At 59.9% G+C, this 21,996-nt stretch carries 21 protein-coding genes; 9 read left to right on the plus strand and 12 right to left on the minus strand.

The window, feature by feature from the left end; genetic code table 11:
• The first annotated feature begins 88 nt into the window (after positions 1-88).
• Genes arsC through HYI44_RS25950 form a run of 3 tightly spaced genes read left to right on the plus strand, consistent with a single transcriptional unit; the run spans position 89 to position 1,462 of the window.
• Complete coding sequence (gene arsC, locus HYI44_RS25940; RefSeq protein ID WP_122839093.1) at positions 89-442, plus strand: arsenate reductase (glutaredoxin); 354 nt, start codon at positions 89-91, stop codon at positions 440-442.
• A complete protein-coding gene (gene wrbA / locus HYI44_RS25945; protein ID WP_045061783.1) occupies positions 439-1,035 on the plus strand; it encodes an NAD(P)H:quinone oxidoreductase in 597 nt (198 codons plus the stop codon). Before arsC ends, wrbA begins: the two co-directional genes overlap by 4 nt.
• 1 nt (position 1,036) lies before the next feature.
• The gene (locus HYI44_RS25950) at positions 1,037-1,462 is read left to right on the plus strand and encodes a DUF2069 domain-containing protein (RefSeq protein ID WP_045061784.1); all 426 of its coding nucleotides are present in this window, start codon (positions 1,037-1,039) and stop codon (positions 1,460-1,462) included.
• 99 nt (positions 1,463-1,561) lie between these two features.
• Here the strand turns inward: HYI44_RS25950 and HYI44_RS25955 are convergent, their stop codons facing one another.
• The gene (locus tag HYI44_RS25955) at positions 1,562-2,236 is read right to left on the minus strand and encodes a DNA-3-methyladenine glycosylase I (RefSeq protein WP_225570869.1); all 675 of its coding nucleotides are present in this window, start codon (positions 2,234-2,236) and stop codon (positions 1,562-1,564) included.
• Positions 2,237-2,277: 41 nt separating this feature from the next.
• The gene (gene ttcA / locus HYI44_RS25960) at positions 2,278-3,102 is read right to left on the minus strand and encodes a tRNA 2-thiocytidine(32) synthetase TtcA (protein WP_122839091.1); all 825 of its coding nucleotides are present in this window, start codon (positions 3,100-3,102) and stop codon (positions 2,278-2,280) included.
• Between the two features lie 270 nt (positions 3,103-3,372).
• Here ttcA and HYI44_RS25965 point away from each other — a divergent pair, with 270 nt between their 5' ends.
• Complete coding sequence (locus HYI44_RS25965) at positions 3,373-3,975, plus strand: Yip1 family protein (protein ID WP_122839090.1); 603 nt, start codon at positions 3,373-3,375, stop codon at positions 3,973-3,975.
• Positions 3,976-4,124: 149 nt separating this feature from the next.
• Positions 4,125-4,619, plus strand: coding sequence for a SprT family zinc-dependent metalloprotease (locus HYI44_RS25970; RefSeq protein ID WP_045061788.1), 495 nt, complete (start codon positions 4,125-4,127; stop codon positions 4,617-4,619).
• A 48-nt stretch (positions 4,620-4,667) separates the two neighbouring features.
• On the opposite strand, the gene HYI44_RS25975 is transcribed toward HYI44_RS25970, so the two are convergent.
• The gene (locus HYI44_RS25975) at positions 4,668-5,849 is read right to left on the minus strand and encodes a CaiB/BaiF CoA transferase family protein (protein ID WP_225570870.1); all 1,182 of its coding nucleotides are present in this window, start codon (positions 5,847-5,849) and stop codon (positions 4,668-4,670) included.
• A 143-nt stretch (positions 5,850-5,992) separates the two neighbouring features.
• Positions 5,993-7,327, minus strand: a complete 1,335-nt coding sequence (locus HYI44_RS25980; RefSeq protein WP_122839088.1) for a dicarboxylate/amino acid:cation symporter — start codon at positions 7,325-7,327, stop codon at positions 5,993-5,995.
• 339 nt (positions 7,328-7,666) lie between these two features.
• Between HYI44_RS25980 and HYI44_RS25985 the strand changes: the two genes are divergently transcribed.
• The gene (locus HYI44_RS25985) at positions 7,667-8,665 is read left to right on the plus strand and encodes an AraC family transcriptional regulator (RefSeq protein ID WP_225570871.1); all 999 of its coding nucleotides are present in this window, start codon (positions 7,667-7,669) and stop codon (positions 8,663-8,665) included.
• A 5-nt stretch (positions 8,666-8,670) separates the two neighbouring features.
• Here HYI44_RS25985 and HYI44_RS25990 read toward each other — a convergent pair whose 3' ends face one another.
• The 3 genes from HYI44_RS25990 to HYI44_RS26000 all read right to left on the minus strand — a co-directional run bounded on the left by HYI44_RS25990 (position 8,671) and on the right by HYI44_RS26000 (position 11,411).
• The gene (locus HYI44_RS25990) at positions 8,671-10,017 is read right to left on the minus strand and encodes an ATP-binding protein (RefSeq protein WP_122839086.1); all 1,347 of its coding nucleotides are present in this window, start codon (positions 10,015-10,017) and stop codon (positions 8,671-8,673) included.
• The gene (locus HYI44_RS25995) at positions 10,014-10,691 is read right to left on the minus strand and encodes a response regulator transcription factor (RefSeq protein ID WP_122839085.1); all 678 of its coding nucleotides are present in this window, start codon (positions 10,689-10,691) and stop codon (positions 10,014-10,016) included. The genes HYI44_RS25990 and HYI44_RS25995 overlap by 4 nt, the downstream gene beginning before the upstream one ends.
• A 123-nt stretch (positions 10,692-10,814) precedes the next feature.
• The gene (locus tag HYI44_RS26000; RefSeq protein WP_201147843.1) at positions 10,815-11,411 is read right to left on the minus strand and encodes a hypothetical protein; all 597 of its coding nucleotides are present in this window, start codon (positions 11,409-11,411) and stop codon (positions 10,815-10,817) included.
• 148 nt (positions 11,412-11,559) lie between these two features.
• Here HYI44_RS26000 and HYI44_RS26005 point away from each other — a divergent pair, with 148 nt between their 5' ends.
• Together HYI44_RS26005 and HYI44_RS26010 are read left to right on the plus strand one after the other, a co-directional pair.
• On the plus strand, positions 11,560-12,351 hold the full coding sequence (locus HYI44_RS26005; protein WP_225570872.1) for a dienelactone hydrolase family protein: 792 nt from the start codon (positions 11,560-11,562) through the stop codon (positions 12,349-12,351).
• A 109-nt stretch (positions 12,352-12,460) separates the two neighbouring features.
• A complete protein-coding gene (locus HYI44_RS26010) occupies positions 12,461-13,186 on the plus strand; it encodes a 4'-phosphopantetheinyl transferase family protein (RefSeq protein WP_205940071.1) in 726 nt (241 codons plus the stop codon).
• A 55-nt stretch (positions 13,187-13,241) separates the two neighbouring features.
• Here HYI44_RS26010 and HYI44_RS26015 read toward each other — a convergent pair whose 3' ends face one another.
• The gene (locus tag HYI44_RS26015) at positions 13,242-14,852 is read right to left on the minus strand and encodes an ATP-binding protein (RefSeq protein ID WP_225570873.1); all 1,611 of its coding nucleotides are present in this window, start codon (positions 14,850-14,852) and stop codon (positions 13,242-13,244) included.
• A complete protein-coding gene (locus HYI44_RS26020) occupies positions 14,849-15,562 on the minus strand; it encodes a response regulator (protein WP_045061798.1) in 714 nt (237 codons plus the stop codon). The genes HYI44_RS26015 and HYI44_RS26020 overlap by 4 nt, the downstream gene beginning before the upstream one ends.
• A 736-nt stretch (positions 15,563-16,298) precedes the next feature.
• On the opposite strand from HYI44_RS26020, the gene HYI44_RS26025 reads away from it, so the two are divergent.
• Entirely contained in the window at positions 16,299-19,193 is a 2,895-nt protein-coding gene (locus HYI44_RS26025; RefSeq protein WP_122839079.1) for a ribonucleoside-diphosphate reductase subunit alpha, read from the plus strand.
• A 263-nt stretch (positions 19,194-19,456) separates the two neighbouring features.
• Here the strand turns inward: HYI44_RS26025 and flgE are convergent, their stop codons facing one another.
• Genes flgE through flgC form a run of 3 tightly spaced genes read right to left on the minus strand, consistent with a single transcriptional unit; the run spans position 19,457 to position 21,995 of the window.
• Positions 19,457-20,779, minus strand: coding sequence for a flagellar hook protein FlgE (flgE, locus tag HYI44_RS26030; protein ID WP_122839078.1), 1,323 nt, complete (start codon positions 20,777-20,779; stop codon positions 19,457-19,459).
• 31 nt (positions 20,780-20,810) lie between these two features.
• Positions 20,811-21,536, minus strand: coding sequence for a flagellar hook assembly protein FlgD (gene flgD / locus HYI44_RS26035; protein ID WP_045061802.1), 726 nt, complete (start codon positions 21,534-21,536; stop codon positions 20,811-20,813).
• 15 nt (positions 21,537-21,551) lie between these two features.
• Positions 21,552-21,995 carry a flagellar basal body rod protein FlgC gene (gene flgC, locus HYI44_RS26040; RefSeq protein ID WP_045061803.1) on the minus strand — a complete coding sequence of 148 codons (444 nt, stop codon included), beginning with the start codon at positions 21,993-21,995 and terminating at the stop codon, positions 21,552-21,554.
• Position 21,996 lies beyond the last annotated feature (1 nt).

Raw genomic sequence — 21,996 nt, forward strand, 5'->3', positions numbered from 1 at the left:
ACTGCCGCGACCCATTGCCTCCCGAGGTTCTGGAATACGCGCCGCACAGTTAGAATAGCCGCCACCTTACGCAAGATGCGACCCGCACATGACCGATCTGACGCTTTATCACAACCCGCGCTGCTCGAAATCCCGCGGTGCGCTCGAACTGCTCGAGGCCCGAGGCCTGACACCTGAGGTAGTGCGCTACCTGGAAACGCCGCTGGACGCCGCGCAAATCCAGAGCCTGCTGAAAAAACTCGGCATCGGCGCCCGGCAACTGCTGCGCTCCGGCGAGGACGAATACAAGACCCTCAACCTGGCCGACGCCAGCCTCAGCGAAGCACAATTGATCGCAGCCATCGCCGCGCACCCGAAGCTAATGGAGCGGCCGATTCTTGAGGTGGGCGACAAAGCCGTGATCGGCCGACCGCCGGAAAACGTGCTGGAGTTGCTGCCGTGAGCGCGCCGTACATTCTGGTGCTGTATTACAGCCGCAGTGGCTCGACCAATGAAATGGCCCGGCAGATCGCCCGTGGCGTTGAGCAGTCCGGGATGGAGGCTCGCTTGCGAACGGTCCCGGCGATCTCCACTGAATGCGAGGCCGTATCGCCAGATATTCCGGCAGAAGGTGCGCTGTATGCGAGCCTCGATGACCTGAAAAACTGCGCAGGCCTGGCGCTTGGCAGCCCGACTCGCTTTGGCAACATGGCCGCGCCGCTCAAGTATTTTCTCGACGGCACCAGTAACCTGTGGCTGACCGGTGCTTTGGTGGGCAAGCCGGCCGGGGTGTTCACCTCTACCGCCAGCCTTCATGGCGGCCAGGAAACCACGCTGCTCTCGATGATGCTGCCGTTGCTGCACCACGGCATGTTGATCACCGGCCTGCCGTACAGCGAATCGGCCCTGCTGGAAACCCGCGGAGGCGGTACGCCCTATGGTGCCAGTCACCACGCCGGGGCCGATGGCAAAAGCGGCCTGAATGAACACGAAGTGGCGCTGTGCCGCGCGTTGGGCCTGCGCCTGGCAAAGACTGCGCAAAAGCTGGGGAACTGACGTGGCGAAAAAGCCGAAGGTATTGCCGTCCATTGAATGGCTCGAACCGCGGGTTCGGGCCATGCGAGTGATCAGCCTGCTGTGCTATCTGGGGCTGGTGGGCTTGCTGTGCGTTTATTACCTGCTGATCGCCGACCTGCATGGCGCGCGGCCGTGGGTGATCCTGCTGATCGAGCTGGTGCCGCTGTTGCTGCTGGCACCCGGGATGATCCTGGGCAGCGCCCGCGGGCATTCGTGGATGTGTTTTGTAGTGAACCTGTATTTCATCAAGGGCGCACTGGCGGCCTATGACCCGAACCGGCAATTGTTTGGCCTGTTGGAGATGGGCGCGAGCGTGGCGGTGTTCTGCTCGGCACTGATGTATGTGCGGTGGCGGTTTCAGCTCAATCGCAAGTTGGCGGGTGAAGGTGACATCTCCGTCGCCTGATAGACCGCCTTCGCGGGCAAGCCCGCTCCCACAGGGGATTTGCGCACAACCCGAATCCCCTGTGTGGGCGGGCTAGCTCGCGAAGGACTCAACTCGGTCTTAGTGATTCACGGTATATGCCAGCATCATCGAAATCTGGCTCATCGCCCGCCCGCCACTCTGCTCATGCCACTGGTTGAACACATCCTGCACCAGGGCCAGGTCGCGCTGGCTGGTCGGGACCTTGTCGACGATTTTTTGCGCATTCAACCCCGCCACCACGTCATAGCTCGGCACGAACGTGTCCTTGCCGACCATCCTCAGGAATCGCGGCGCCGACAGCCCGCCCAACTGATGGCCACGCTTTTTCAGGAAGGTCCACAGCCCGACGATATCGGTCACCGGCCAATCGGCAATCATCGACCCGAAACTGCCCTGCTCGTGTGCGACATCGAGGATGAACTGCGCGTTGCGCGGCACGCTCTTGAGTTTGCCCAAATGCCGGATGATCCGCGCATCCTGCATCAGGCGCTCCAGATGTTCGGCGCTCATCAGCACGACTTTTTCCGGGTCGAACCTGAAGAACACTTCCTCGAAGGCCGGCCATTTGGCGTCCACCAGACTGTGCTTGAGCCCGGCGCGGAAAACGCGCAAGGCCATGGTGGACAGGTAACGATCATCACTGATCTTGCGCAACTGCGCAGGTGACTTGGGAACGGGCATATGGGCTTCCAGTTCAGCTGCCGAACCGAAGCGGTTCAGGCAGTATTCGTGTAGCCACTTGTAATCGCGCATGCCCTCTCCTGAGGATTAAAAAAGTAAAACCGGTGTTTTGATCAGAGGTTGACGACGTTGACGAACCGCGACGCGGCGGTTTCATCGATCTTGAGACTGGTGAAGTCGAACAAGGTGCGATCGGCCAGCTGTGACGGGATCACATTCTGCAAGCTGCGGAAAATGCTCTCGGTACGCCCCGGGGTCTTGCGCTCCCACTCCTGCAGCATGTCCTTGACCACCTGACGCTGCAGGTTCTCCTGAGAACCACAGAGGTTGCACGGAATGATCGGGAATTGCTTGAAGTCCGAATAAGCCTGGATGTCCTTTTCGTTGCAATACGCCAGCGGGCGAATCACCACGTTGCGGCCATCATCGGCGCGCAATTTTGGCGGCATGGCCTTGAGCGAGCCATTAAAGAACATGTTCAGGAAAAACGTTTCGACAATGTCGTCGCGGTGATGACCGAGGGCCATCTTGGTCGCGCCAATTTCATCGGCAAAGGTGTACAGCGTGCCACGGCGCAAGCGCGAGCACAGCGAGCAAGTGGTCTTGCCTTCCGGGATCAGTTCCTTGACCACCGAATAAGTGTCTTTCTCGACGATGTGATACTCGACGCCCAACTCTTTCAAGTAGGCCGGCAGGACATGCTCGGGGAAACCCGGCTGCTTCTGGTCCATGTTCACGGCGACGATGTCGAACCTGATCGGCGCCACCTTCTGCAAATGCAGCAGCACATCGAGCATGGTGTAACTGTCCTTGCCGCCGGACAGGCACACCATCACCTTATCGCCATCTTCGATCATGTTGAAATCGGCGACAGCTTCACCCGCCTGGCGGCGAAGGCGCTTCTGCAGTTTGTTCTGGTTGACGGTAAGAGTGCCCATGACGCGAAATCCGTGAGGTGTGACGAAAGGCGAGCATTTTACGCAAAAAGCCGATCTTGGCGTAATACCCCGGCCAACACACAAACCCATCGCGATTAAGTCGGGCCTTTACAGCGCAATTTGCTCTAAGCCCTATCACCTCTACGGTTAAGTCCTTCCTATACTGCGACATAAGGTCGCATGACTATCCAGACCTATCCCTTACTTGGCCACCTTGGCCCGTAGGCGCTCCACCGGGGGGCGATGGTAAAAACAAGAGGAGTGACTGGCATGATCCATCACGTAGTGGGGCTCTTCACCCACCCTGACCAAGAATGGAAAGAGATCCGTGGCGACCAGGAGGAAAGCATCAGCCACATGTACCTCACCCACACCCTGATTCTCGCGGCGATTCCGGCCGTGTCGGCGTTTATTGGCACAACCCAGGTGGGTTGGGTCATCGGCAACCGGGCACCCGTGATGCTGACCCAGGAAAGCGCGCTGTGGATGACCATCATGTCTTACCTGGCGATGCTTGGCGGCGTGGCCGTGATGGGCGCGTTTGTGCACTGGATGGCTCGCACCTACGATGCCAACCCGAGCCTGGCCCGTTGTGTTGCCTTTGCGACCTATACCGCAACGCCGCTGTTCATTGGTGGCCTGGCGGCGCTGTATCCGCACATGTGGCTGGGAATGATCGTTGGCACCGCAGCCATTTGCTACACGGTGTACCTGCTGTATGTCGGCCTGCCGACCTTCATGAACATTCCATCGGACGAAGGTTTCCTGTTTTCGAGTTCTGTACTGGCCGTAGGGTTGGTGGTGCTGGTGGCCATCATGGCGTTCACGGTGATTGTTTGGGGACTGGGCGTGGGGCCCGTCTATACCAACTGACTTCTAATAAAAAATATCTGCCAATACAGGCCGCCGTAAGGCGGCCTCTTAATGTCCGGGAATTGATCGGCCACGACCATTCGGCGCACGGACGATTCGCAACCACCCGGGGTTGCGGCATACTCGACGTCTCTGGAGACCCATCAAGCATGCCCGAGCAACTCAATACCCGCGTCGAAGATTGCTACCAACTCGCTGAATCCTTCTTTAAACGTTCATTCAAACGCCCCGTGGTGAGCCTCAAGCTGCGCGGGCAGAAAGCCGGTGTCGCGCATTTGCACGAGAACCTGCTGCGCTTCAACCCGCAGCTTTATCGGGAAAATACCGACGATTTCCTCAAGCAGACCGTGGCTCACGAAGTGGCGCACCTGATTGCCCATCAACTGTTCGGCGACCGCATCCAGCCCCATGGCGAGGAGTGGCAGCTGATCATGCGCGGGGTTTACGAACTGCCGCCCAACCGCTGCCACACCTATGACGTCAAACGCCGCAGCGTCACCCGCTATATCTACAAATGCCCGTGCGCCGACAGTGATTTCCCGTTTTCTGCCCAGCGTCACGGGCTGGTGAGGCAGGGCCGTCGGTATCTGTGCCGCCGGTGCCGCAACACCTTGGTGTTCAGTGGGGAGATGCGGGTCGAGTAGTACCGTTTTTTTGCAGTGACAGTGCCGGCCCCATCGCGAGCAAGGCCGCTACAGAACCACCTTGGCACGCCGTAAGTCCAGGATCCGCTCGGCGCTGAACCCCAACTCCCGCAACACCTCATCCGTATGTGCCCCCAGCTGCGCGCCGATATGCCTGGGCTCCGGCAAGCCTTCGGAGAACTTCAGCGCACAGGCGATCTGCGCCTGGGTCGTGCCATCTCCCCGGGGCACCTGCGTAACCACCTGGCGCGCTTGCAGTTGCGGATGCCGAACCGCCTCACCCAGGCTCAATACCGGCTCGACGCATGCATCGAGCTCGGCAAACAGCGCGCTCAATTCGGCAAAGTCGTGTTTCTCGAATTCAATCCTCAACGCGTCCTTGAGCTTTTTCTGATGTTCCGGTTGTGGTGACAGCCCCAGTTTGGCCATGTCTTCCAGGCCCAACGCCGTACACAACTGCTTCATGAACGCAGGCTCCAGGCTCCCCACCGACAGCCAGCGTCCGTCGCGAGACCTGTAATAGTCGTAGAAACTGCCACCATTAAGTACCTGGTTTTCCCGCGCCGGCTCCTCACCACAGGCCAGGAAACCCGCACCAGACATGGCATTCAGGGTGAACGCGCAATCGGTCATGCTGACATCCAGGTATTGCCCGTGCCCCGTCTGCTGCCGCGCAATCACCGCAGCCAGCAGGCCGATCACACCATGCAGCGAGCCTCCCGCGATGTCGGCCACCTGCATGCCCAGTGGCAATGGCCCACTGTCGGCCCGGCCGGTATGGCTGGCCAGCCCCGCCAGCGCCAGGTAATTGATGTCGTGGCCGGCGCGGTCCTTGTAGGGGCCGGTCTGGCCGTAACCGGTGATCGATACATAAATCAGCCTTGGGTTGATTGCCTTGAGGGCTTCATAACCCAGGCCCAGGCGCTCCATGACCCCAGGGCGAAACTGCTCGAGCAGGATGTCGTGGTCGTGCAGCAACTGCCTGATGACTTCCAGGGCTTCAGGCTGCTTGAGGTCCAGCGCCAGGCTGCGCTTGTTGCGATTGAGGTAAGCATGGCTCGCCGACACACCCTGGTCGTGCGGTGGCAAGACCCGGAGCAGGTCCATGCGAGTCGGCGACTCGATGCGCAACACGTGCGCCCCCATGTCCGCCAGCATCAGTGAGGCGAACGGCCCCGGTAACAGCGTGGAAAAATCCAGGATCTTCAGTGAAGCCAGTGGCCCGAACATGAGTAACCTCCAATGCGTTCCCCCAAGCCTAGGCAGACGATGGCATTGCAGCAATTACCGGATGCATCAGTCGCAGTGACCGTTGCGCTCAAATCCCAACCATGAAAAAACCCGCCGAAGCGGGTTTTGTCAAAACAGCAGTCTTATTTGACGTTGCTTGGGGTCGGACCTTCGGCAACGCCCAGGTCGTCTTCTTCACGTTCGTCGGCAATACCACGACCGCCGGAAGCCAGTTCGGCTTGCATGACATCGACGTCCAGTTCCTTGACCCACTTGGCCACGACCAGGGTCGCAACAGCGTTGCCCACCAGGTTGGTCAGGGCGCGGGCTTCAGACATGAAGCGGTCGATACCAAGGATCAGCGCCAGGCCGGCAACTGGCAGGTGGCCAACGGCAGACAAGGTCGCGGCCAGCACGATGAAACCACTCCCGGTCACGCCGGCAGCCCCTTTGGAGGACAGCAGCAACACCACCAGCAGCGTGATCTGGTGGGTGATGTCCATGTGGGTATCGGTTGCCTGGGCAATGAACACCGCAGCCATGGTCAGGTAAATGGCAGTACCGTCGAGGTTGAACGAGTAGCCGGTCGGGATCACCAGACCTACCACGGATTTCTGAGCGCCCAGGCGTTCCATCTTGATCAGCATGCGCGGCAGTACCGATTCCGAAGAAGAAGTACCCAGCACGATCAGCAGTTCTTCACGGATGTAGCGAATCACTTTCAGCACGCTGAAGCCGTGGGCGCGGGCGATACCGCCCAATACGATCAGGATGAACAGCAGGCAGGTGATGTAGAAGCAGGCCATCAGCTGACCCAGCTGCACCAGCGAGCCAACGCCGTAGGCACCGATGGTGAACGCCATCGCACCGAAGGCACCGATGGGCGCAAGCTTCATGATCATGTTGATGATGTTGAACATGACATGGGCGAAGCGATCAATGAAGTCCAGCAGCGGCTTGCCGTAGGCACCCAGGCGATGCAGGGCGAAACCGAAGATCACCGAGAACATCAGCACTTGCAGGATGTCGCCGGTCGCGAACGCACCAACGATGGTGGACGGGATCACATTCAGCAGGAAGCCAACGACGCTTTGATCAGCACCGGCCGCCACATACTGGGCGACTTTGGACGCATCCAGAGTGCTCACATCGATGTGCATGCCGTTGCCTGGCTGCACGATGTTCACCACCACCAGGCCAACCAGCAGGGCGATGGTCGAAACGATTTCGAAATAGAGCAGCGCGTAACCGCCAGTCTTGCCGACCGACTTCATGTTCTGCATGCCAGCAATACCGCTGACGACGGTGCAGAAGATGATGGGGGCAATGATCATTTTGATCAGTTTGATGAACCCGTCACCCAGCGGCTTGAGGGCTACGCCGGTCTGCGGGTAGAAGTGACCGAGCAGGATGCCGATGGCGATGGCAACGATCACCTGGAAATACAGGGATTTGTACAGTGGCTGACGAGTCGTCATTGCAAAGTTCCTCAAGAGTGCCCGCGAACAACATCCATCTGTTGTCCATGACACCTGAATTGCGAACCCTCCTGCACTGGAGGGATTTGTTTTTTCGAGCTGCGCGATGGCAGACATCTACGCGTTACATCGCAAGGCCCGTGCCACCTTTATAAAACTGCCTGCAAGCCGTTGGACATCAAGCCTTGCAAGTTTTTCAGCGTCCCCGGGGCGCTGGGCTGAAGTGGCGGATTTCCGCCCATCAGCCCGATCACGTCCGGTAAATTGGCGGATATCCGCCTTGTTGAGACGCCACTCTCGTGTCTACTATCCGCCGTTCAACGGACGGACTTTCACTCTATGCGCGAACGCACCATCGCCAGCCATTTCGCCCGTGCCGCCCTCGGTGGTGCTCGCCGAAGCGGGTACGATTATTCAGGCCTGCTCCAGCAACTGGGCATTAGTCCCGAGCTGCTTGAGGAGCCCCGTGCGCGGATTGCCCCCGAGCAATTCACCCGATTGCTCCAGGGACTGTGGGCAGCGCTGGATGACGAATTTCTCGGTTTCGGGCCAACAGTCAGTCGGCCCGGCAGCTTCGCAATGATGTGTCACGCCCTGATCCACTGCCGTAATCTGGATAAGGCCCTGCATCGCGGCTTATTGTTTTATAGCCTATTCCCCGACGGCCCGCGCCTGACGATCAGCCGCGAGGGCGAAATGATCCGCCTGAGCCTGGACGATTCGCAGTTCCGTGATCCGGACCACTTCCTCACCGAAAGCCAGCTGATGGTCTGGCATCGACTGGGTAGCTGGCTGATTGGCCAGCGCATCCTGCTGGAACAGGCGACATTCAGCTATCCGCGTCCCGACCACGGCGCCGAATATGACCTGCTGTTCTCCTGCCCCCTCGAATTTTCCGCCAGGCAGAGCAGCCTGGTGTTCCACAGCCGTTACCTGGATAGGCCGCTGTTGCAGGACGAGCGCACCCTCAAGCACTTTCTGCAGCGCTCGCCTGCCGACCTGCTGGCACGCCCCGACGATGGCAACAGCTTGAGCAGCCGGCTGAGACGACTGCTCAGTCGGGACAGTTCGCGCTGGCCTGACCTGGAAGCAGTGGCCGCGCACCTGAACATCAGCCCGCAGACCCTGCGCAGGCATTTGCGCGAGGAAGGTACAAGTTTTCAGGGGTTGAAGGATCAACTACGCCGGGACATCGCGATTTACCACCTGAGCCGCTCAGACCTGTCGTTGCAACAGATCGCCGAACAACTGGGATTCTCCGAGCCCTCGGCGTTCCACCGGGCGTTCAAGAAATGGACCGGATTGACGCCGGGAGCCTATCGGGCGCAGGAAAACTGAGCACTCTAGACCACCGGAAAATGAATCCGGAACGCCGCCCCACCCATCGGCGAGTCGTCGAGGGTGAGCTTCGCGCTGTAGCTTTCGATGATGTCCTTGACCACGGCCAGGCCGATCCCCTGCCCCGGATGCTGACGATCCAGACGCTCGCCACGCCGCAGAATTCGCGCACGCTGGTCCGAAGGCACACCGGGACCGTCATCCTCGACGCACAATTCGATGCCCTCTGCGGTGTCGCGCATGCTGACTCGCACCTCACCCAGGCACAGGCGATAGGCGTTCTCCAGCAGGTTGCCCAACATTTCCAGCAGCGCCCCCTGTTCGATTGGCACATAGCAAGGCTCTGGCAGGTCAAAGGACACCTGCACACGCTTGTCGCGATACACCTTGTCCAACGTGTCACACAGGCTTTGCAATACCGGGCGCAAGAGCACCTGATGGCGTACCAGGCCACTTTTGCGCAGGCTGGCCCGTTGTAACTGGTAGCTGATCTGCTGGCTCATGCGCTCGATCTGGGTTTGCAGCACCCGGGCCTGTTCGCGATTTTCAGGACGCTGCGCCATGTCTTCGCTGACCCCTTGAAGAACAGTCAGGGGCGTTTTCAAGCTATGGGCCAGGTCATCGAGGGAATCACGGTAGCGACTGCGCTGCTCACGTTCACCGTGCAGCAAACGGTTGAGGGAGCCGGTCAGGCGCAACAGTTCACGGGGGTGTTGCTCACTGAGGCTTTCACGGGTTCCGCCTTCGATTTCGTCCAGTTCCTGGCTCAGCCGGCGCAACGCGCGCAAGCCCCAGGTCAGGCCGATCCACAGCAACGCCAGCAGGACCAGCAGTGCAGCGCCGAAGCCCAGGTAGAGATTTTCCCGCAGCCCGTCGAGGGTGACCTCGTACTCACGTACCGGCTGCAAAGCGACGATACTGAACGCCGCGCTCTGGCCGCCGAGCAACTTGACCTCGACGTCGTAGACGAAGAACTCCTGGCCATTGGCTTCGCGAATTCTGGCGAACTCGTTGCCGCGCCCGTCGTAACGGGGCGTGTAATTGATGTGTTCCTCCTGGGTACCGTTCGAGCGCCAGACCAGGAGACCATCGCGATCGTAGATGTAACCCAGCAGCCGGCCGTCAGTCAGGTTGAAGCGCTCGTCAGGCAGCTGCTCCGGCATCTTCAGTCGGTTGTCTTCAACACGGGCGGCAGAGATCAACGTGGTGACGTCCGACGCCAGTCGCTGTTCGATGGAGTCTTGCAATGCCAGACTGAAAGCGCCCTGCATCGCCGGCAGTAACGCCAGCATGAACAACACTGCCAGGATCGTGGCAGCGAGCATCAAGCGCACACGTAGCGAACGAATCAAGTGCAGCGCTCGGTAAACAGGTAGCCGAGGCCACGGACGGTATCGATCGGTTTAAATCCGCCAGGCCCCTCGAGCTTGCGGCGCAGGCGTCCCACCAGGACTTCAATGACGTTCGGATCGCGCTCGTCATCATCAGGGTAGAGTTGCTCCATCAAGCGGTCCTTGGGTACCACCTGCTGATGGTGGCGCATCAAATACTCCAGGATGCGGTACTCATAGGCGGTCAGTGCCAACGGTTGATCATCCAGGCTGGCCTGCTTGCGATTGAGGTCGAGCAGCAACGGCCCAGCCACGATCGTTGACTGGGTAAAGCCACTGGAGCGGCGCAACAGGGCATTGAGCCGGGCGTCCAGCTCCTCGAACTGAAACGGCTTGACCACGTAATCGTCGGCGCCGGCGGCAAGGCCTTCGACTTTATCCTGCCAATTACCGCGGGCGGTCAGAATCAGGATGGGAAAGACCCTGCCCTGGGAACGCAACTGGCGAATAAGGTCGAGCCCGCCCATGCCTGGCAGCCCCAAGTCGATCACCGCGAGATCATGGTTGAATTGCTCGGCCTGGTAGAGGGCCTCTTCCGCGTTGGCCACGGACTGCACCACATGACCACTGTCCGTGAGGCGGGTTTGCAGGTGATGGCGCAACAGCGCTTCATCTTCTACGACCAGCAATTTCATAACGCCCTCCCAGGCACACATCAACATCTGCCGAGGCACGACAGCGCACCTCGATGGTTAACACAGCGACGCCGAATCCACCTGTTCAGGTTGATCCGGCGCAAACCTTTCGCGACGTGCCGCTTAAAAAGCGTAGTTCGCCGCCAGATACGTCTGGGCACTGCTGGTCAAATCCACCGAGCCCTTCTTGCTGCCGCCACGGCTCAATTCGGTGCTGGCATTGCTGCGTAGATAACGGTAACCCAGTTCCAACGAGGTGTTTCGAGAAACCTGTTGCAAGATCCCCATCTGCCCTCCGAGGGCATAACCAATGTTGGTGTCGCGGCTATAGCCTCGTGTTTCCTGCGACAATTTGGCCAAACCGGCCGTGGCACCGCCAAACAGCTTGGTGTTACCACCCACCGGGTAGAACACGTCATAGCTACCCAAGAGATTTTCCTGGCGCAGGTTCAAGCCGTCATGGCTCCTGCCCGACACGTTGTCGTAAGTGGCGTAGTAGCGACCTTGGCTGTTTTGCTGACCCAGGCGAACGCCAAAAGTAGTGCTTTTGTCGATCGCGACGGCGCTCGGATGGTTGAAGTTGTCATTCATGGCACGGGACTTTTTGATCTTGTCGCTGGTCTGTCCAAGAGTAAAGCTGGCGAAGGTGTCATTGGCCATGGCAGCGGTACTCGCGCCCATAACGGTGATAGCCAGCAGCAATTTTTTGAATCCAGTCATTGGGTGTTTCCTTGTGTTGTCATGTGCTTGTTGGGTATGGGAGAAGATTACTCAGCTCGCCCTGAACTCACCCTGAACGCCTTCTGAACCTGGGCTGAACCAGACAGAACCGACCTTTTTCGATGACTGACTTGCGGGAGATCCAACCATGCGTGCGTTTCTTGCCCTCGTATTAATCGCCTTGAGCGGACTCAGCCAGGCGGCCATCCAGACCCGGGAAATCCCCTACCAAAGCGCCGACGGCACCCGGCTCATCGGTTATTACGCCTACGACGACTCGATCAAGGGCCCGCGCCCGGGGGTAGTGGTGGTGCATGAATGGTGGGGACTCAACGACTATGCCAAACGCCGCGCCCGCGATCTGGCCGGCCTGGGATACAGCGCCCTGGCCATAGACATGTATGGCGACGGCAAGAATACCGAGCACCCCAAGGACGCCATGGCCTTCATGCAGGCCGCTCTCAAGGACAGCTCGGTGGCGAGTGCGCGCTTTCAGGCCGGGCTTGACCTGTTGAGACAGCAACCGCAGACCGACCCACGAAAACTCGCGGCCATCGGTTACTGCTTCGGTGGGGCGGTGGTGCTCAACGCCGCACGCCAGGGCGTGCCGTTAGCGGGTGTGGTGAGCTTCCATGGTGCGCTGGCAACCCAGACGCCGGCGACGCCCGGAGCCGTGAAGGCGAAAATCCTGGTGGAACACGGGGCATTGGACAGCATGGTCACTGCCGACAACGTCGCGGCGTTCAAGACGGAAATGGACAAGGCCGGCGCGGACTACCGCTTCGTCAGCCTGGAAGGCGCCAAGCACGGCTTCAGCAATCCGGATGCCGATCGCCTCGGTCACGGCGAGCATGGCGGGCCGGATATCGGTTACAACAAGGCTGCGGATGTAAAATCCTGGGCGGACATGCAGGCCTTTCTCAAGAAAATCTTTTCCTGACTGAAAGGTGAGCAATGTCTGGGTGGCGAGGCAGCGTCCTCGTCACCCAGGGCAGACAAAAGATCTTCAACTCTACCCAGCCAGGAGGCAACCCGGCAAAATGCCTGACATGAACCATTCCCCCGCCCTGCCCGCCTGCTGCACGCTACTCGACGCTCATTGGCCGCTGCCGTTTGCGCTGCCCGAAACTGTCCTGCTCAGCACTCACTTCGACAGTACGCTGCTGACCAACGATGACTTTGCACGCAGTGCCATCGCCGCGCCAGCCAGCATCCAGCGCTCGGTCGCCAAGCGCCAGGCGGAGTTTCTCGCCGGGCGGGTGTGTGCCCGAGCGGCGTTGCAGCAACTGGAGGGGCTGGATTTCAGCCCGGCGATAGGTGAAGACCGGGCGCCGGTCTGGCCGGCGCACATCAGTGGTTCGATCACCCACAGCACCGGGCGTGCAGCAGCGATCGTCGCGAAAAAAGCCCACTGGCGCGGCCTGGGCATGGACCTGGAAAATATCCTGAACCCGGAGCGAGCCGAACGGCTGGCCGGGGAAATACTGACGGCACCTGAGTTAAAGCGCATGGCGGCCGGTCGGCGCGAGCAGCTGGCGATACTGGTGACGCTGACGTTCTCGGTAAAGGAAAGCCTGTTCAAGGCCTTGTATCCGATCGTGCAGCAGCGCTTTTACTTCGAGCATGCCGAAGTGCTCGAGTGGAACGAAGCCGGGGAGGTAAAATTGCGATTGCTCACGGACCTGTCCAGCGAATGGCGTAACGGGGCCGAGCTGCAAGCGCAGTTTGCGGTGATGGACGGGCAGTTATTGAGCCTGGTCAGTATCCAGGCCTGATGGTTTCAGCGCTCGAGAGGACCCCATCGCGAGCCAGCCCGCGCCCACAGGGGTCTCAACGCTTTTCCTGATGCCTCGGCCAGCTCAGGCTGAAACAGGCGCCGCCCAGGCTCTTGCTCTTGCCGATCAGCGCACGGCCATCGTGCCAATGAATGATCCGCCGGACGATCGACAACCCCAACCCATGCCCGCCCGAGGCCCGGGTGCGACTGTCGTCCAGGCGCAAAAACGGAGTGAAGATGCGTTCCCAGGCCACCTCCGGCACGCCGGGCCCGTCGTCCTCGACATCGATCCGGCAGCGCTGCTGCCCCACCTGATAGCTGACAGTCACCCTGGTCGTTGCATGCCGCATGGCATTACTGACCAGGTTCTGCAAAGCACGATGCAGGTAACGCGGTTCGGCCTCGACCCAGGCGTCATCACAATCGGCGGCAGACAGGCACAGACCTCGTTGCACCGTGACATCGGCCCGCAGTGGCGCCAGCTCCTCGATGACCTGGCTGACCAGTGCATCCAGATCGATCCGCTGAAAATTCAAGGCCGGGGAACCCTGCTCGAGGCGCGCGTAGGTAAGCATTTCGTCCACCAGCTTATCGAGGTCCTCGATGTCGTGGTCCATGCCCTCACAGTACTTGTGCAGCGCCTGAGGCGTCGTGGCCGAGCCGATCATCTCCAGGCCAAAGCGCAGGCGCGCCACTGGCGTGCGTAGCTCGTGGGACACCGCACGCACCAGTTCCCGCTGAATCGCCAGCAACTGCTGCAAATGCTCGGCCATGCCATTGAAGGCCGACGCCAGGCGCCCTACCGAGTCCGCACCGCGAGCTGGCACCCGGGTTTCCAGGCTGCCCTTGGCGATGCGGGTGGCGGCGGCTTCCAGCCCGCGCAAGCGGCGTTCCAGCTGACGCACCAGCAGGTAGACAATCAGGCCGATCAGGCTCAAGCCGAGGACCGCGATCAGTACCAGCCACTGTGCGGGGTAAGGGTTCATCTGGTACAGCGGACCGATCTCCAGCACCCACGGGGTACCGACCATGCCGGCAAACACCCGGATCGAATCGCCCTCCTTGCCCAGCGCCATCACCGTGTCGCCCTCGGACACCCGCCGACTCTGGTCTTCGTCCATGTCCGCCTGATCAACGGTGACCAGCCGCAAGTCGAAGCCAAAGCCCTTGTCCTCCTTGAGCTCGGCCAGCCGTCTGGGCTGCTCGGCCACCGGAACGCGCACCAGTTCGTCAGCCAGCAGGTAGATGGTCGCCCGGGCCAATTGCTCGCTGATCTGCTGCACCTCCCCGGTCAGCATCAACTGTTCCTTGTCACTGACCAGCCTGTACACCCTCGCTGCGTGCGGTCCGGTCTGCTCCACCAGCGCCTGGCCGCGGAGCACGCGGGTACGCTGGGTTAGATCGAGATCGGTCTGGGCAAACGTCTTCAGCGTGAGTGGAATACCCAGCAGCCGCTCCCAGACCAGCAGCGCCCGGTGGCGCTCGGTCTGGTTCATCGGTTGCAGGTTGTCAGCCATCAGCGAGAATGTGCCATGGGCCAGGCGTTCACGGTATTGCTCGCTGCGCACCTCGTTAAGCAGGTGCAGGGCAAGCACGCCGAGTACCGCCACCAGGATCAGTGCTGCGCACATCCCGCCGTAGATTCGCAGGAAGATCGAGTTCACAGGGTGCAGGCTTCCGGAACGAACAGATAACCCTTGCTACGGATGGTTTTGATCAATCGCGGGTGGTCCGGGTCGTCGCCGATTTTCGGGCGGATACGCGAGATGCGCACGTCGATGGAGCGGTCCTGGCCGTCATAGCCGATACCGCGCAGTGCGGTGAAGATCTCTTCCCGGGACAGAATGCGCCCGGCGTTGTCTACCAGCAGCCACAGCAGATCGAATTCGGCGCTGGTCAGTTCGATGCTGACATCACGCAGCCAGGCTTCGCGCAAGGCGTTGTCCACCACCAGCGGACCGAATTGCAGGCGGCGTTGTTTTTCCGGGGCCACTTCCGGCCCTTCGCTGCGGCGCAACAACGCCTGGATACGCGCCAACAGCAGTCGCGGCCGGACCGGTTTGCACACATAGTCATCAGCCCCCAGATCGAGGCCCAAAATCTGATCGGTGTCGTCGGTGCGGGCGGTCAGCATCAGGATCGGCCCGTCGTAGCGGTCGCGGACCTTGCGACAGATGCTCAAGCCGTCCTCGCCGGGAAGCATCAAGTCAAGGATCACCAGGTCAGGCTGTTCCTTGAGGATCCGCGCTGCGGCCAGCGCGCCATCGCCCTCGATCGAAACGCGCAGGCCGTTGGCTTCCAGGTAATCGCGGGTCAGTTCGGCCAGACGCTGATCGTCCTCCACAATCAATACCTGCCAGGCTTCTTGCTCCACGGTGACCTCTGCTTGTCGAAACGCTCATAAAGGAAGGCTCCCCCCGTCTTTTTGTAATGAATAGGGAGGAAAATAATGCGTGTGTACAGGCCGATTGTATAAACGGCGGCCACCGAGAACACAAGCTGGCAAATGCGTTCGGATATGACCATTTTTTGTGGTAGGGTTCGCGCCCTTAAAAAACCACCCGGCTGTTTTCGACCGGCAAAAAACCGTGACAAACGGTCTGGTCCAGCAGGGTCGCGGGCTACGGGCGCGTTCCAGGTTTCACGCACAATATACGCACAGGTTTATCCACAGGTAGTACGTTGCAACACCCTCAAAAACGCTCTATCTTGTAGCCCGACAGAAAAAAAACCCTACATGTAGGGTTTTGCAGGAAAAACCAAACACAAACCGGATATCAAATTCAAGCGCTTTAATCGCCTCTGTCTGGTTGATTTTTACGTATTTATGAAAGACCAGACCGTGCAAGCGGATGGCTACTGTTTTTGGGCCGAAATCGGCAAAAGCGGTACGGGTGTTGCAGTCTCCAACTGTCACCCAAATGGAATGCGGATCCAGGTTCAAGACCTGGACCCAAGACTTCGGCATGGAAGCGGCGCCCCAATAGCCCCTTCCTGATCTGTCCCGAAGTTGTATGCCCGGCGGCTCGCCGGTTGTAGTGCTTCAGGACAGAACGGTGGGCACCGTGATGGTGCCCAAACAAACATAGAGAATGTGGAGACAACCCCCCATGCAAACCGACACAACTCGCGAGAACCCGCAGGGCTCCTTGCCGCAGGCCGCTGATTCGACTTCGGATCTGTCCGCCACCGCGCCTGGCCAGCTGCGCGTGATCAAGCGTAACGGCACTGTCGTTCCTTATACCGACGACAAGATCACCGTCGCGATCACCAAAGCGTTTCTCGCAGTTGAAGGCGGCACCGCTGCCGCTTCGTCGCGAATCCATGACACCGTTGCGCGCCTGACCGAACAGGTCACTGCAACTTTCAAGCGTCGCATGCCATCGGGCGGCACCATCCACATCGAAGAAATCCAGGACCAGGTCGAACTGGCCCTGATGCGTGCGGGCGAGCAGAAAGTGGCTCGCGACTACGTGATCTACCGCGACGGTCGTTCGAAAGAGCGCGCAGCCCACGCCCCTGCCGAACAATCGGTCAACGCTCACCCGTCGATCCGCATCACCCGCGCCGATGGCACCTTTGCGCCTCTGGACATGGGCCGCCTGAACACCATCGTCACCGAAGCGTGCGAAGGCCTGGAAGAAGTAGACGGCGACCTGATCCAGCGCGAAACCCTGAAGAACCTGTACGACGGCGTGGCCCTGACCGACGTCAACACCGCCCTGGTAATGACCGCCCGTACCCTGGTCGAGCGGGAGCCAAACTACTCGTTCGTCACCGCGCGCCTGCTGATGGACACCCTGCGTGCCGAAGGCCTGGGCTTCCTGGGCGTCGCCGACAGCGCGACCCACCACGAAATGGTCGACCTGTATGCGCAGGCCCTGCCTGCCTACATCGCCAAGGGTATTGAATTCGAATTGCTGAACCCGATCCTGGCCACTTTCGACCTGGAAAAACTCGGCAAGGCGATCAACCACGAGCGCGACCAGCAGTTCACGTACCTGGGCCTGCAGACCCTGTATGACCGTTACTTCATCCACAAGGACGGTATCCGCTTCGAACTGCCGCAGATCTTCTTCATGCGCGTGGCCATGGGCCTGGCGATCGAAGAGAAGAACAAGGAAGATCGTGCGATCGAGTTCTACAACCTGCTGTCGTCCTTCGACTACATGTCGTCGACCCCGACGCTGTTCAACGCCGGTACCCTGCGTCCACAGCTGTCCAGCTGCTACCTGACCACCGTTCCGGACGACCTGTCGGGCATCTACCACGCGATCCACGACAACGCCATGTTGTCCAAATTTGCCGGTGGCCTGGGCAACGACTGGACCCCGGTGCGTGCCTTGGGTTCGTACATCAAGGGCACCAACGGCAAGTCCCAGGGCGTCGTGCCGTTCCTGAAAGTGGTGAACGACACCGCCGTTGCCGTTAACCAGGGTGGCAAGCGCAAAGGCGCTGTATGTGCCTACCTGGAAACCTGGCACATGGACATCGAAGAGTTCATCGAGCTGCGCAAGAACACCGGTGATGATCGTCGTCGTACCCACGACATGAACACTGCCAACTGGATCCCTGACCTGTTCATGAAGCGTGTCTTCGATGACGGCAAATGGACCCTGTTCTCGCCATCCGAAGTGCCGGACCTGCATGACCTGACCGGCAAGGCCTTCGAAGAGCGTTACGAGTACTACGAAGCGCTCACCGAGTACCCAGGCAAGGTCAAGCTGTTCAAGACCATCCAGGCCAAAGACCTGTGGCGCAAAATGCTGTCCATGCTGTTCGAAACCGGCCACCCATGGCTGACCTTCAAGGACCCGTGCAACCTGCGCAGCCCGCAGCAGCACGTGGGCGTGGTCCACAGCTCGAACCTGTGCACCGAGATCACCTTGAACACCAACAAGGACGAGATCGCCGTTTGCAACCTCGGCTCGATCAACCTGCCGAACCACATCGTCAACGGCAAGCTGGACACCGCCAAGCTGGAACGTACCGTGAACACCGCCGTACGCATGCTCGATAACGTTATCGACATCAACTACTACTCGGTGCCACAGGCGAAGAACTCCAACTTCAAGCACCGTCCGGTCGGCCTGGGCATCATGGGCTTCCAGGATGCGCTGTACCTGCAGCACATTCCTTACGGTTCCGACGCGGCCGTCGAGTTCGCCGACAAGTCGATGGAAGCGGTCAGCTACTACGCGATCCAGGCTTCCTGCGACCTGGCAGACGAGCGCGGCGCCTACGAGACGTTCCAGGGTTCGCTGTGGTCCAAGGGCATCCTGCCGCTGGATTCGCAACAGATCCTGATCGAGCAACGTGGCCAGAAGTACATCGACGTGGACCTGAACGAATCCCTGGACTGGGCACCGGTTCGCGCCCGTGTACAAAAAGGCATTCGTAACTCCAACATCATGGCCATCGCACCGACCGCGACCATCGCCAACATCACTGGCGTTTCGCAGTCGATCGAACCGACCTACCAGAACCTCTACGTGAAATCGAACCTGTCGGGCGAATTCACCGTGATCAACCCGTACCTGGTTCGGGACCTGAAGGCTCGCGGTCTGTGGGACGCGGTCATGATCAACGACCTGAAGTACTACGACGGTTCGGTACAGCAGATCGAGCGCATCCCGCAAGAACTCAAAGAGCTCTATGCGACTGCCTTCGAAGTGGACACCAAGTGGATCGTTGACGCCGCCAGCCGTCGCCAGAAGTGGATCGACCAGGCTCAGTCGCTGAACCTGTACATCGCCGGCGCTTCGGGCAAGAAGCTGGACGTCACCTACCGCATGGCCTGGTACCGTGGTCTGAAAACCACTTACTACCTCCGTGCCCTGGCCGCCACCAGCACTGAGAAGTCGACCATCAACACCGGCAAGCTGAACGCTGTTTCCAGCGGCGGCAACCACGGTGACGATTCGGTCCTGGCAGCGCCAGCCGGCCCTGCTCCAGTGCCGAAGGCTTGCGCCATCGACGAGCCGGATTGCGAAGCTTGCCAATAAGCTGAGCCCGTAAGCGCTGAAAAGCGCTTAACCGAAAACCCCCGATCAGTCCTCTGGATTGCCGGGGGTTTTCTTTTGCCTCGTGTAAATGCTTAAAAGATCGCAGCCTCGTTGCACTCGGCAGCTCCTACATTGAAATGCGATTCACGCAGAAACTCTGCAGGAGCTGTCGAGTGCAACGAGGCTGCGATCCCTTGACCGACACCTGCCACCCATAAAAAAAGCCCCTCTATAGAGAGGGGCTCCTGTCCAGCACTGCACCATCAGGTCATCTGAATAATGGTCTGCATCAAAGTACTTTGGGTCGAGATGGTCTTGGCGTTCGCCTGATAGTTGCTCTGCGCCTTGATCAGGTCGACCAGCTCGTTGGTCACGTTGACGTTGGACTCTTCCAGCGAGTTGGAGCGGATCGTGCCCAGGCTGCCGGTTTCCGGCGAATCGTAGCCTGGGATACCCGACGAGTAGGTCTCTTTCCAGCTGGTGCCGCCTACCGCTTGCAAGCCTTGTTCGTTGGTGAAGCTGGCCAGGGAAATCTGACCGATCGGCTTGGTCTGGTAGTTGCTGAAGTTGGCCAGCAATACGCCGCTGCCGTCGATGGTCAGGTTGGTGATCTGGCCGGTGGCATAACCGTTCTGCACTGGAATCGAACGGGCTGTGTCGGCGTTGTACTGCGTGGTATTGCCCATGGCGATAGTCATGCCATCAGGGTTGGCGGCTGCGCCGTTGGCCGTCCAGACGCCGTCGGTGACGGTGCCCGGCACCCAGTTGGTCACCTTCAGGTCATTGCCGAGAGTCGAGGTTGGCGGTGTGGTCGGCGGAGTCACGGGTGTGCTGATTTGGGTCAGCTTGCCGGCAGAGTCGAAACTCAGGGTCGAGGGCTGCGGAGTGGACAGGCTGCCGTCCATGTTGCGGCCATCGATCAGGGTGTAGTTGTCCCACGTGTTCGGACCGGTCTTGACCATGAATTGCTCCATGACGTGGGAATTGCCCTGGCTGTCGTAAATCGGCGTGTTGAATTTCTTGCTGTAGGTTTCGGCCTTGGTCGGATCGAACTTGTTCGTGGCGATCGTCTGGTCGATTACCTTGTCCGTGGAGTTCAGGTTGATCGTGGACGAGATCGCGTCGGTGGTCTTCGGCGCCAGGTTGGACGTGTCGATACGAAGATCAGTCAACATGCCGTTCTGGATCTTGCCATTGGCATCCACGCCATAGCCCTGCAGGCGCGCAGTGCCGTCGGTGTTGGTAACGTAGCCTTCGCTGTCGACCTTGAACGTGCCGGCGCGGGTGTAGGACAGCGAACCGCTGTCGTTCAACACGAAGAAACCGGAGCCGTTGATGCCCATGTCCAGCACGTTGCCGGTGTTGGTGATATCACCCTGGGTGAATTGCTGCGACACGTTGGCCAGGCGTACACCGCTGCCTACGGTCTTGCTTCCGGAACCCAGCTTGCTCGCCGAGTAGACATCTTCGAATTCCGCACGTGACGACTTGAAACCTGTGGTCGCGACGTTGGCGATGTTGTTGCCGGTCACGTCCAGTTGTTTGTTGGCTGCAAAGAGACCGCTAAGGCCGATATTGAAAGACATGGTTCACTCCTTTATGCCGGGTTAGTCGGCTTTACATACCAATAGTTTGTACTTTGGACAGGGCGATGCTGCCCAGGCCCGCCAGGTTGAGCATCAACTCACCACCGGTCTGGCTGATGGTTACGCTGTTGACGGTGGCCGGCAGGTTGGTGACCAGGGAAACCGCCTGACTGTCGATGGTGGCCGATGCCGCAAAAGTGTAAGTACCCGATTCGACCGTCTTGCCGGCGTTGTCCTTGCCGTCCCAGATGAAGCTCGCGTTGCCGGCGACCTGGCTGCCCATGTCGATGGTGCGCACGACCGTGCCGTCCTTGTCGGTAATCTTCAGCGTGGCGGCCGGCACGGACGTCGGAATGGCCACGGTGCCCGTCATGCTCTTGGAGGTATCAACCACGGCCTTGTCGCCCGGGGCAATCACCGAACGGCCCACCAGCGACGAGGCCTGCAGCGCCTGCGACGAGTTGTAGTTGCCGGCAATGCCGCTCACGGTATCGTTGAGCGTGGTGATGCCTTCCAGGCTGCTGAACTGCGCCAACTGGGCGACGAACTCGCCGTTGTCCTGAGGCTCGAGCGGGTTCTGGTTCTTCAGCTGGGTGACCAGCAATTGCAGGAACGCATCTTTGCCCAGGGCCTTCTTGCCGGCGGCACTGCCGGTGGCCGAGGCCAGGCCATCACTGGTGGTGGAGGTGTTCTTGACGGAGGAGTTGGCCAGAATGTCGTTGAGGCTCAAGCTGCTTGTCGTATCGGTAACACTCATCTGAGTTGCCCCTTATCACTGACCGAGCGTCAGGACCTTCTGCATCATGGTTTTGGCGGTGTTCATCATTTCGGCGTTGGTCTGGAACGAACGACTCGCGGAAATCATGTCGGCCATTTCCTCCACCACGTTGACGTTCGGGTAGTAGACGTAGCCCTTGGCGTCAGCAGAAGGATGGTTGGGTTCGTAGCGCGCTTCCAGATTGCTCTGGTCCTCGACCACGCCCAGCACCTGCACGCCCTGACCGGCCCCGTCCTGGTTCTGGAACAATGAATCGCTGCCGCCGCTCTGCGCACCCTGGAACATGGTGGCGAATACCGGGTGCCGTGCGCGGTAGGTCTGGTCCAGGCTGGACGACACGGTCTCGGCGTTGGCGATGTTACTGGCGACGGTGTTCAGGCGAGTGGTCTGGGCACTCATGCCGCTACCGGCAATGTTGAAAACACTGGACAGGGACATG

It is taken from the genome of Pseudomonas sp. Y24-6, assembly GCF_020295325.1.
GTDB classification, from domain to species: Bacteria; Pseudomonadota; Gammaproteobacteria; order Pseudomonadales; family Pseudomonadaceae; genus Aquipseudomonas; species Aquipseudomonas gregormendelii.